Here is an 11,286-nt window from a genome sequence, read left to right on the forward strand (position 1 = left end):
AGGACATCATGGGAACATCGATCAGCTTCAAGCGGCCGGACGGCAAGGAAGCCAAGGGCTATCTCGCCAATGCCCAGGCCGGCAATGCGCCGGGCGTCGTCGTCATCCAGGAATGGTGGGGCCTGCAGGAGCAGATCAAGGGCCTGGCCGATCGTCTCGCGCTGGCCGGCTTCGATGCGCTGGCGCCTGATCTCTATAACGGCGTGGTCGTGCCCTATCACGACACGGATGCGGCCGGCAAAGAGATGAACTCGCTCGATTTCATGGACGCCACCACGCAGACCGTGCGTGGCGCGGCGCAGTACCTGTCGCGCAACGGTGCCAAAGTCGGTCTCACCGGTTTCTGCCTCGGCGGAGCGGTGACCATCATCGGTTCGTGCAAGATCCCCGAATTGAAGGCCGCCGTGGCGTTCTATGGCATCCCGCCGGAGCAGGCCGCGAAGCCCGCCGACGTGCAGGTGCCGCTGCAGGGCCACTTCGCCAATCGCGATGACTGGTGCACGCCGGAAGTCGTCGACAATTTCGAGAAGGGCCTCAAGGCCGCCGGCAAGTCCGCCGAATTCTTCCGCTATGATGCCGACCACGCCTTCGTCAACGAACAGCGCGTCAGCGTACATGACCGCGAAGCCGCCGAACTCGCCTGGGGCCGCGCGACGGCGTTCTTCAAGAAGCACCTGGGCTGAGGTCCTATGATCGGATGCTGATCCGCAGAGCACGACCCGATGAAGCGGCCGAGATATGCGATGTCTTGCGCCGCTCCATCGCCGAGCTCTGCGGCGCCGATCATCATGACGATCCGGCGATCCTGCAGAGGTGGCTCGACAACAAGACGCCGGCGGTGGTCGGGGGCTGGATTGCCCATCCGGACAATTTCGTTCTCGTCGCGGTCGAGGAAGAAACAGTGCTCGCCGTCGGCATCGTCAGACACGATGGCGAGATTACGTGCAACTACGTCTCGCCGGATGCCCGGTTCCGGGGCGTCAGCAAGGCGATGCTGGCACAGCTTGAGGCGACCGCACGGGACCATGGCAACGATGTCTGCAATCTGATCAGCACCGAGACAGCACATCGCCTGTATCTGTCTGCCGGCTATGAAGACTGCGGAGTGCCGCAGGGAAAATTCGGCACGACGTCATCCTTTCCCATGCTGAAGCGGCTCACCGGTGAATCTCACACATCGTGACGCATAGCCGCGTGGCAGCTTGATGCGACAGGCCCGACCCTGTAGGTCGAGGCCAATGACATCCGACTACACCATTTCCGATTTGCGCCAGCAGGCCGACTTCTTCGACATCGTCGCCGATCGGATCTGGCAGGCGTGGTGGAAGCGTCATGGCGTGCCCGAGGCCTATATCGTCGAGCGACTGCGCGAGAACATGCAGGGGACCGACCTGCCGATCGCGCTGGTGGCCCATCGTGGGCCAGACTTTCTCGGAACGGCGTCGCTGCTGGTGTCCGATCTCGACGAGCGTCCGCAATATACGCCCTGGGTCGCGGCGGTCTGGACCGAGCCAGATGCCCGCAAACAGGGCATCGCCCCGGCGCTGATCGAGCGGGCCTGCCTGGAGGCCTTCTCTCGGGGGCATGCCCGGGTCTATCTCTGCGCTGCCCCGCCCCGTCGGGCCTGGTACGAGAGCATCGGCTGGACCCCGATCGAGGACGGCGTCGGGGCGCTCAAACTGACGGTATTCGTCCGGGAGCGGCCGGGGGCCGTTTAGTCCCTTGACGTTCCGGGCCGGCCATGGTGATTTGCCGGCCATGAGCACCCCTGTCCGCAACAGCCGTCGTTGGTGGCGCACCTCCTGAAGAGGTGGTCGGTGCGATTTGCTTATTTTCAATCGTCGAAGGCCGCCATCGCAGTGCGACGGCCTTTGCTTGTTTGTTCTGTGTGGCGCCCCCTCCGGCATGTTTCCTAAGAGGACACCATGAACAGGACTGTGTTTTCGCTCCCCGCTGACAGCGCCTACAAGACCCGAGCGGGTCTCACCGTGGCGCGCCATGTCGATTATTTCACCGGCGGCACCGCGCTGGACGATCTGATCGTCCGGCTCGACCAGCGCCGCGGTGTGGTGTTGTCGTCGGGCACCACGGTGCCCGGCCGCTATGAGAGCTTCGATCTCGGTTTTTCCGATCCGCCGTTGCTGCTGGAAACCACCGGGACGGATTTCACGCTGACGGCGCTGAACAAGCGTGGCCAGGTATTGATCGCCTTCCTCGCCGATACGCTGCAGGATCCCTGTATCGCGCTCGACGGGCGGACGATGTCGAAGCTCAAGGGCCACATCATCCGCGGCGAGGCGCCGGTCGAGGAAGACCAGCGCACCCGCCGCGCCAGCGTGATGTCGTTGGTGCGCGACATGGTCGCGCAATTGTTCTCCTCAGACGATTCCATGCTCGGGCTCTATGGCGCCTTCGCCTATGACCTCGTGTTCCAGATGGAAGACCTGAAGCAGAAGCGCACGCGCGAGGCCGACCAGCGCGACATCGTGCTGTATCTGCCCGACACGCTGCTGGCCTATGACCGCGCCACCGGCCGCGGCGTGGTGATGTCCTATGATTTCACCTGGAAGGATCGCACGACCGAAGGCCTGCCGCGTGATACGCCCGACAGCGGCTACAACAAGGCGCCGCGCCAGGGCTTTGCCGATCACGCCCCCGGCGAATATCAGAAGACGGTCGAGAACGCCCGCGCCGCTTTCGCGCGCGGCGACCTGTTCGAGGCGGTGCCCGGGCAATTATTTGCTGAACCTTGCGAACGCTCGCCGGCCGAGGTTTTCCAGCGCCTCTGCGTGATCAATCCGTCGCCTTACGGCGCACTGATGAATCTCGGCGACGGCGAATTTCTCGTCGCTGCCTCGCCCGAGATGTTCGTGCGCTCCGACGGTCGCCGCGTCGAGACCTGTCCGATCTCCGGCACCATCGCGCGCGGCGTCGATGCCATTGGCGATGCCGAGCAGATCCGGCAGTTGCTGAATTCGGAGAAAGACGAGTTCGAACTCAACATGTGCACCGACGTCGATCGTAACGACAAGGCGCGCGTCTGCGTGCCCGGCACGATCAAGGTGCTGGCGCGTCGGCAGATCGAGACCTACTCAAAACTGTTCCATACTGTCGATCATGTGGAAGGCATGCTGCGGCCGGGCTTTGACGCGCTCGATGCGTTCCTGACCCATGCCTGGGCGGTGACGGTGACCGGTGCGCCGAAACTCTGGGCGATGCAGTTCGTCGAGGACAATGAGCGCTCGTCGCGACGTTGGTATGCCGGCGCCATCGGCGCCGTGTCATTCGATGGCGGCATCAATACCGGCATCACCATCCGTACCATTCGCATGAAGGACGGCCTCGCCGAAGTGCGCGTCGGCGCGACGCTGCTGTTCGATTCGGATCCCGTCGCCGAAGAGAAGGAATGCCAGACCAAGGCTGCAGCCCTGTTCCAGGCGCTGCGCGGCGATCCACCGAAGCGGCTGTCGGCCTTCGCGCCGGATGCAACCGGTTCGGGCAAGAAGGTCTTGCTGATCGATCATGATGACAGTTTCGTGCATATGCTGGCGGATTACTTCCGTCAGGTCGGCGCCACCGTCAGCGTGGTTCGTCATGTCCATGCACAGACCGTCCTGAACCGCGAGAGTTTCGATCTCCTCGTGCTGTCGCCGGGGCCGGGACGTCCCGCCGATTTCGGCATCGGCAAGACACTCGATACCGCGCTGGACAAGAAACTGCCGGTGTTCGGCGTCTGCCTGGGCGTGCAGGCAATCGGCGAATATTTCGGCGGCGTGCTGGGCCAGCTCGCGCAGCCGGCGCATGGACGGCCGTCGCGCGTACAGGTGCGGGGCGGAAAGTTGATGAACGGTCTGCCCAATGAAATCGTCATCGGCCGCTATCACTCGCTGTTTGTCGAGCAGGACAGCATGCCCGATGTGCTCACCGTGACGGCCTCGACCGAGGACGGTGTCGCCATGGCCATCGAACACAAGACGCTGCCGGTCGGCGGCGTGCAATTTCATCCGGAATCGCTGATGTCGCTTGGCGGCGAGGTCGGCTTACGTATCGTCGAAAACGCATTTCGGTTGGGGCAGCGCCCCAACTGATGTCCATCTGAAGAACCGAAAGACCCTGATGACACCCGAACTCGCGCACGATCTCAAAGCCTCCGTCCGCACCATTGTGGATTATCCGAAGCCGGGTATCCTGTTTCGCGACATCACCACACTGCTGGGTGATGCGCGCTCGTTCCGCCGCGCGGTGGATGAGCTGGTGCAGCCCTGGGCGGGGCTGAAGATCGACAAGGTCGCCGGCATGGAAGCGCGCGGCTTCATCATCGGCGGCGCGGTGGCGCATCAGTTGTCGGCCGGTTTCGTGCCGATCCGCAAGAAGGGCAAGCTGCCGCACACCACCGTGCGCATCGCTTACTCCCTTGAATACGGTATCGACGAGATGGAAGTGCATGCCGATGCCATCAAGCCCGGCGAGCGCGTCATCCTGGTGGATGATCTGATCGCCACCGGCGGCACGGCTGAAGGTGCGGTCAAACTGATGCGCCAGATCGGTGCCGAGGTGATGGCCGCCTGTTTCATCATCGACCTGCCGGATCTCGGCGGCGCGGCCAAGCTGCGGGCGATGAATGTGCCGGTGCGGACGTTGATGACGTTCGACGGGCATTGATTGCCCGTCACGACCCCTGCAGCAGCAGCCCCAGCTCGATCTCCCGAAAGCTGAAATAATTCTTCCTGATCCACTGATGCAGCTCGGTCGATGAATCCTGCTCCGAGCGCAAATAGCCGGTGAAGGAGAAATTCAGCCGGTCGATATAGGTCTTGAGGAACACCGGCAGCGCCGCGATGCGCAGCATGCGGCCCTGCGCCAGCGCCACCGGGATTTCGCCGCGCAGCACGTGTTCGTTGTCGATCACATAAAGCGAATTGCGGGTGAACTGCTGCTGCAGCATCTCGTAGCCGCGCAATGAGGCGCGGTCGCTATCGCCCATGAAGAACACGATGGGCGCCACGCCGCGGCGTGCGGCTTCCTTGGCGAAACCGATCTCGCCGGTCATTTTGAAGAATTCGTCGAAGGCGAAATAGCCGAGGTCGATCACCTTGGCGACGTCGTCATTGATGATGAGCCGGTCCATCAGCGACATCTTGCCAAATGTGTCGCCGATATCGGCGGTCTCGGTCAGCTTCGGCAGGAAATCCAGCAGCGACGGTTCTTTCAGGCTGACATCGAAGGCGGTGACGTCGCCGCGCTGCAGCTTCAGGAATTCGCACAACAGGCGCGCGACGAGGGTCTTGCCGACCATCGGTCGCGTCGAGCAGATGATATAAACGGGCGTGCGTCGCATCGGCGCAATATCAGGCGAATCCGACGCCGCTCCAATCGTTATATGGACTTACTTCTCGCCGGGGCTGCGGGCGCCGGGCTTGTCGTGGACGATGTCGGTCAGCTTGATGCGGTCGAACTCGCTCCAGACATTGGCCAGCCAGTGCCGGACATAGCCGCGCAGCACGAACGAATAGTTCGCGGTCTCGTCGTGCGGTCCCTTGTTGGCGACGAATTTCAGGAACGGCACGCTGGACACTTCGACCTGCTCATAGGCCATTTCGTTCAGCTTCGGGATGGTGATCTCGGTGGCGCCCTTGATGCGGTGGAAATAGGAGTTGTAGGTCGCCTGGTCCCATTCGAAGAAGCTGGTGTTGTTAATGAAGTTCTTCACAAGGAAATACTTCGCGCCGTCCATGAAGCCGGCGGTCTCGGCGATCTCGTCCAGGGAGGCGATCGACGGGCCGAGTATATGGAAAACGGCAAAGGTGATCTGGCCGGACTTGGCGGCATCGAGGAAGCCGATGTCACGCAGATCGGCCAGCGCCCGGGACAGCAGGCCTGCGCGGACGTCGATCACGGTCACCGAGGGCGATGCGCTGTTGAGCGTATCGAAGATCTTCATCTGGTCGGACGTGGTCGTCATGTCGACGATTTCGGTGATGTCCGAATGGAACCGCTTCAGCGTGCCGCGCGGCGCTTCGGTGTCGAAAGCGCGCGTCGGAACGTTGTTGGCGCTGAAATAGTCCAGAACCGTCCGCGAAACCGTGGTCTTGCCGACCCCACCCTTGTCCGCGCCGACGACAATCACTGCTGGCTTCGCCATGGAATTCCTTTGCCGCTTTCAACTGGAGCATCCGCGCGATGGAGATTCGCGCGCCGGAGAACACTACCCGATGCCTGCTTTGGGCGCGAACATGGCAGAAACAAGGGGGATTTCAATCGCTGAAAGATATGGCCCACGGAAATCATTGGGAAATTCTCAATATTTGGCTGCCGGCGTTGTTTCCCGCGTTACGGCTACCCGACCGGGCTTGCAGGTGCCGGGGTCCCCGGCGGCGCTCACCACACCGTGATTGATGCGACGCACAAAATAGATTGCAGCCTAATCGATAGGGTCCTATCTAATTTCCATGCCCCACTCCCAAGCGCATATCCAGGCCGAACTGGGCCTGCTGGTTGCGCGACTGGCACGGGTCTGGCGCCGCAAGGCTGACCAGACCCTGTCGGCGCATGGCCTGTCCGAAGCCACGGCCCATCCGCTGCTGATCCTGTCGCGGCCCGGACGCGAGAACGTGCGTCAGGGCGTGCTCGCCGACGAAATGGGGCTCGAAGGTCCATCGGTGGTCCGGCTGATCGACCTGCTGGCTGCCGAAGGGCTCGTCGAGCGCCGAGAGGACCCGACCGACCGCCGCGCCAAGGTGCTGCATCTGACGCTGCTCGGCGAAGCCAAGGCCGAAGAGATCAGGCGCGTCATGCGCCGGCTGCGCGGTGACCTGATGAAGGGCATCGCGCCGGATGAACTCGCTATTGCCTTCGATGTGCTCGGACGGATCGAGCTATCGGCGAATCGCCTGTATGAGGCCGCCGAGGAGGCGGACGCGCTGCCATGACCTCCGCTGCTGCCAGACCGCCGTTTCTCGTCCGCCACGCCGACATCATCTTCTCCGTGAAAACCTTCATCGCCGGCATGATGGCTTTGCTCATCGGCTTTGCGATGGATCTGCCGCGGCCCTACTGGGCGCTGGCCACGGTCTATATCGCCTCGCAGCCGCTGGCCGGCGCGACGCGTTCGAAAGCGCTGTTTCGCGTCATCGGCACACTGGTTGGGGCTTCGGCCAGCGTGGTACTGGTCCCGAACCTCGTCAATTCCCCAGAACTGCTCAGCCTCGCCATCGCGCTGTGGGTCGGTCTCTGTCTCTATGTGTCACTGCTGGACAGGACGCCGCGCGGCTACATGTTCATGCTGGCAGGCTATACCTGCGCGCTGATCAGCTTTCCCTCGGTCAACGAACCCGCAGCCATCTTCGATACGGCCGTGGCGCGCAGCGAGGAGATCATTGTCGGCATCCTGTGTGCCACACTGGTCTCCACGATCCTGCTGCCGCGCAGCGTCGGCCCCGCGGTTGCAACGCGGGTCGATAGCTGGCTCGCCGGTGCGCGCAAGCTGACGCAGGACGTGCTAGCCGGCCGCAGCGCCGATCCCGCGACCCGCGACCTGCGCCTCAAGCTCGCCGCCGACGCCGTCGATATCGATACGCTCGCCGATCATCTGGCCTATGATCGGCTCGGCGGACGCGAGACCTCACGCTGGATGCGCGCCCTGCGCACGCGCATGCTGACATTCCTGCCGCTACTGTCATCCATGGGCGATCACATCGACGCGCTGGGCGAAGACGCGCGGACGACCTCACCGCAATTGATGGCGCTGATCGACGACGTCTCCGCCTGGATCGCCGACAACGATACCGACCGCGAACCCGCCGAGCGGCTGCGCAGCATGATCGCCGCGCAGCAGCCGAAACTGAGCGCGTCGTCGTCGTGGACCGAGATCATGATCGCCAGTCTGCTGATGCGGATGCGCGAGCTTGTCGATATTTCGACGGATTGCCGGGTCCTCAATCAGGCGATTGCCGAGGGCGGCCGTCCGCCGGGCGCGAAACTCGCCTTTCAGGCTGAAGCCGGTGTGGCCCCGGTGCGGCATGTCGATCACGGCATGGCGCTATGGTCCGCAGCAGGCGTATTCGTGACCATCCTCGTCTGCTGCGCGTTCTGGATCGCCACCGGCTGGACCGATGGCGCGACAGCACCGACCATGGCGGCTGTCGGCTGCTCGTTCTTCGCCAGCATGGATGATCCCGCGGTGGGGTTGCGCGGCTTCGCCAAATGGACGCTGGCCGCGATGGTGATCATCGCGCTCTATCTGTTCGCGATCCTGCCGGCCATCACCGATGTCGAGTTGCTTGTGGCCGTGCTGGCGCCGCCGTTCCTGCTGTTCGGTTACCTGATCGCACGCCCGGCGACGTTCTTCATTGGCATGCTGCTGGCGGCGAATACCGCGACGCTGATGGCGCTGCAGACGACATACAATGCCGACTTCGCGAGTTTCGCCAATTCCAGCGTGGCTTTCTTCGTCGGCACCGAGCTGTCCGTCATCTCGATCCAGCTGATCCGCTCGGTGGGCTCCGAATGGAGTGTAAAGCGGCTGATGCGGCGCGGCTGGATCGCCATCGCGCAGGCTGCCGAACAGCGCGGCAACCGTGATCGCGCCGCCTTTGCCGGGTTGATGCTGAACCGCATCGGCCTTCTGGCGCCACGGCTGACGGCGCTGAAGGATTCACCGCTGCGTGCTGTCGACAACCTGCGCGAATTGCGCGTCGGGCTGAATATCGTCGATCTGCGCCGGGCGCGTCATCATCTGTCGTCGCCGATGCTCAATGCGATGGACACGATGCTGGACGAACTGGCCGTGAGCTTCCGCAACTACAAAGGCGGAGCGATGCCAGAGCCGCTGCTGGCGAAGGTTGATCACGCGCTGTCGGAGGCCATCAGCGAGCGCGGGGCAGGGCGCGCGGATGCACTGATCGGGCTTGTCGGCATTCGCCGCGGTCTGTTTCCGACAGCACCCGCCTATCTGCCCGAATCGGGCCTTCTCGCCGGGAGTGTGGCGGCATGAGATATGAAATCGATCTGTTCGGCGTGCTGATGCCGTCGCTGATGCTGTGGCTGATTATCACTTACGCCATCGGCGCACTGCTGCGCCCGTTGATCGAGCGCTCCGGCCTCTATCGCTATGTCTGGCACCGCGCGCTGTTCGATCTTGCTCTGTATGTCTGCCTGCTCGGTGGCGTGGTCTATTTATCCTCCGGATTGCTGTCATGAAAAATGCTGTGAGTTTTATTCGTCGTTTCGCCGTCACCGCGCTGGCCGTCGTCGCCGCGCTCGCCGTGGGGCGCTATCTCTGGGTCTATTACATGGATGCGCCGTGGACCCGCGACGGCCGCGTCCGTGCCGACGTGGTGACCGTGGCGCCGGATGTCTCGGGCTTCGTTACCGAGATTCTGGTGAAGGACAATCAGAAGGTGGCCCGTGGCGACGTCATCATGCGGATCGACCGTGCACGTTTCGCGCTGGCACTGCAGCAGGCCGAAGCCGTTGTGGCCGGTCGCAAGGCCAGCCTTGAACAGGCCGATCTCGATCTGAAGCGTTACAAGGAATTGACAACGGCCGCCGTCTCGCAGCAGAAGCAGGAACAGGTGCTGGCGACGCAACTGCTGGCCAAGGCGTCGCTGGATCAGGCCATTGCCGATCGGGCCGTGGCGCAGCTCAATCTCGATCGCAGCGAGGTTCACGCGCCCGTCTCGGGCGTGATCTCCAACATGGACCTGCGCCCCGGTACCTATGTCACTGCCGGCAAGGGCGTGATGGCATTGGTCGATACGTCGAGCCTGCATGTCGACGGCTATTTCGAGGAGACCAAGCTGTCGCGGATCCACGTCGGCGATCCCGTCCACATTCACTTGATGGGTGATGCCGCCAAGCTCACCGGCCATGTGGAGAGCGTTGCCGCCGGCATCGAGGACCGCGACCGCGCAGAGGGTAGCAACCTGCTCGCCAATGTGACCCCGACCTTCAGTTGGGTCCGTCTCGCCCAGCGCGTGCCGGTGCGCATCGCGCTCGACGCTGTTCCGGCAGGTGCGACGCTGGTCGCGGGCCGCACGGCGACGGTGGAGATTTTGCCGGGCAACGGGACGACGGTTGCGAAGGTGAACTGACGCTTCAGGCGTCCGTATCCGGCATCGTATCCAGCAGCATCGTCTCAAATCGCGCACGTATCTCGCGAGGTGTCGCGCCAAAACGTTTCTTGAAGGTGCGGTTGAAATACGAGAGGTCGCCGAAGCCGACCTCGAAAGCGATGGTGCTGACGGCGCGATCCCCGCGGTTGCCATCGCGCAGCATGTGGAAGGCGCGCTCGAGCCGGCGCTCCAGCAGGTAGTCCGAAAACGTCCGGCCTTCGGCCTCGAACAATTTCTGGAAATAACGCGCGGTGACGCCATGGGTGGTCGCGAGCCGCTCCAGTGACAGCGTCGGCTGGCTGAGGCTGGCCTCGATATCGGCCTTGAGCGACAGCAGGCTGATAGTCGGCCGATCCTGGCGCCATGCGCCACGCCGCGCCGGCGCATCGGCTTCATCGATCATGGTGGCGACGAGGCCGTTCATATAATCGATGGCAAGGCCGGTCAGCGCCGCCGAATTCATCGGCAACAATCCGCGCATTACGGCAGCGGCGTAATGGCCGAGCGCGATCAGCCCGCCATTGTCATGGGCGATGTGGCGCAATCCGGTATGGCCATTGCTGGTGAGTAGCAGGCAGTCGACGCGGCTCACATCATTCATGATGAAGGTGGTGGCGCGGCCGGGATCGAGAATGATCGCCTCGCGCGGCATGCATGTCTGGCGCTGGCCATCCTGCTGGACGATCACCACGCCATCGGATGGTCGCAGCACCAGGATATCCTGCGACGGGTCGTTGCCAGTCGTGGCGGTATCGTCGTCGGGCATGGTCCAGAGCGGTGCGGGATCGAAACACGACATCAGTCCGAGATGCGGCTGCATCCGCAGGATCGCCTTTGACTGGAACGGCGCTGCGCGAAACGATCCCAGCGAATTACGCTGCACGGTCTTCCACGGCAGGCGGCTCTCAAGCGGCTTGCGCAGGGTGTCATCGATATCGTCCGCAACCAGCCAGAGCGGGACGAGAGGGCAATCGGGAGCGGCATCGACGCAGGATGGAGACCGCGACTGATGCGCGTTTGCCACAGCATCGAATCCAAACCGCTTCGTTCGCTCCAGTCCGACTATCAATTCACCAAGTCCAAGTCATGCCATGGGGCTGTGCCGTATCGCTGTGACGATAGACGGAATGCACAGGCGTAAGAAGAGTAAAGCCGCGGCTGGAATTTACATTGA

At 63.0% G+C, this 11,286-nt stretch carries 12 protein-coding genes; 9 read left to right on the forward strand and 3 right to left on the reverse strand.

Going from position 1 to position 11,286, the window contains the following annotated elements; genetic code table 11:
• The first annotated feature begins 8 nt into the window (after positions 1–8).
• The 5 genes from HP556_RS23240 (at position 9) to HP556_RS23260 (ending at position 4,662) form a co-directional block, all read left to right on the forward strand.
• Positions 9–683: a dienelactone hydrolase family protein gene (locus HP556_RS23240; protein WP_068733116.1), complete on the forward strand. Its 675-nt coding sequence runs from the start codon at positions 9–11 to the stop codon at positions 681–683.
• 65 nt (positions 684–748) lie between these two features.
• On the forward strand, positions 749–1,183 hold the full coding sequence (locus HP556_RS23245; RefSeq protein ID WP_338117605.1) for a GNAT family N-acetyltransferase: 435 nt from the start codon (positions 749–751) through the stop codon (positions 1,181–1,183).
• Between the two features lie 55 nt (positions 1,184–1,238).
• On the forward strand, positions 1,239–1,718 hold the full coding sequence (locus tag HP556_RS23250; protein WP_175368697.1) for a GNAT family N-acetyltransferase: 480 nt from the start codon (positions 1,239–1,241) through the stop codon (positions 1,716–1,718).
• Between the two features lie 207 nt (positions 1,719–1,925).
• Positions 1,926–4,088 (forward strand): anthranilate synthase component I, encoded by a 2,163-nt coding sequence (locus tag HP556_RS23255; protein ID WP_120288373.1) that lies wholly within the window; start codon positions 1,926–1,928, stop codon positions 4,086–4,088.
• A 28-nt stretch (positions 4,089–4,116) separates the two neighbouring features.
• Positions 4,117–4,662, forward strand: a complete 546-nt coding sequence (locus tag HP556_RS23260) for an adenine phosphoribosyltransferase (protein ID WP_068733118.1) — start codon at positions 4,117–4,119, stop codon at positions 4,660–4,662.
• A gap of 7 nt (positions 4,663–4,669) precedes the next feature.
• Here the strand turns inward: HP556_RS23260 and HP556_RS23265 are convergent, their stop codons facing one another.
• Both HP556_RS23265 and HP556_RS23270 read right to left on the reverse strand, forming a co-directional pair.
• Positions 4,670–5,338 carry a hypothetical protein gene (locus tag HP556_RS23265; RefSeq protein WP_093759593.1) on the reverse strand — a complete coding sequence of 223 codons (669 nt, stop codon included), beginning with the start codon at positions 5,336–5,338 and terminating at the stop codon, positions 4,670–4,672.
• A gap of 48 nt (positions 5,339–5,386) precedes the next feature.
• Positions 5,387–6,142, reverse strand: a complete 756-nt coding sequence (locus HP556_RS23270) for a P-loop NTPase family protein (protein WP_089262507.1) — start codon at positions 6,140–6,142, stop codon at positions 5,387–5,389.
• 307 nt (positions 6,143–6,449) lie between these two features.
• Here HP556_RS23270 and HP556_RS23275 point away from each other — a divergent pair, with 307 nt between their 5' ends.
• The 4 genes from HP556_RS23275 to HP556_RS23290 are packed head-to-tail and all read left to right on the forward strand — an operon-like array spanning position 6,450 to position 10,091.
• Complete coding sequence (locus tag HP556_RS23275) at positions 6,450–6,929, forward strand: MarR family winged helix-turn-helix transcriptional regulator (RefSeq protein WP_175368698.1); 480 nt, start codon at positions 6,450–6,452, stop codon at positions 6,927–6,929.
• Positions 6,926–8,992 (forward strand): FUSC family protein, encoded by a 2,067-nt coding sequence (locus tag HP556_RS23280; protein WP_175368699.1) that lies wholly within the window; start codon positions 6,926–6,928, stop codon positions 8,990–8,992. The genes HP556_RS23275 and HP556_RS23280 overlap by 4 nt, the downstream gene beginning before the upstream one ends.
• Positions 8,989–9,198: a DUF1656 domain-containing protein gene (locus tag HP556_RS23285; protein ID WP_175368700.1), complete on the forward strand. Its 210-nt coding sequence runs from the start codon at positions 8,989–8,991 to the stop codon at positions 9,196–9,198. Before HP556_RS23280 ends, HP556_RS23285 begins: the two co-directional genes overlap by 4 nt.
• Entirely contained in the window at positions 9,195–10,091 is an 897-nt protein-coding gene (locus HP556_RS23290) for an efflux RND transporter periplasmic adaptor subunit (RefSeq protein ID WP_175368701.1), read from the forward strand. The genes HP556_RS23285 and HP556_RS23290 overlap by 4 nt, the downstream gene beginning before the upstream one ends.
• Positions 10,092–10,095: 4 nt before the next feature.
• On the opposite strand, the gene HP556_RS30520 is transcribed toward HP556_RS23290, so the two are convergent.
• Positions 10,096–11,136 carry a helix-turn-helix transcriptional regulator gene (locus tag HP556_RS30520; RefSeq protein WP_338117606.1) on the reverse strand — a complete coding sequence of 347 codons (1,041 nt, stop codon included), beginning with the start codon at positions 11,134–11,136 and terminating at the stop codon, positions 10,096–10,098.
• Positions 11,137–11,286: the final 150 nt, after the last annotated feature.

This window comes from Tardiphaga robiniae (assembly GCF_013359755.1).
Classification (GTDB): Bacteria; Pseudomonadota; Alphaproteobacteria; order Rhizobiales; family Xanthobacteraceae; genus Tardiphaga; species Tardiphaga robiniae.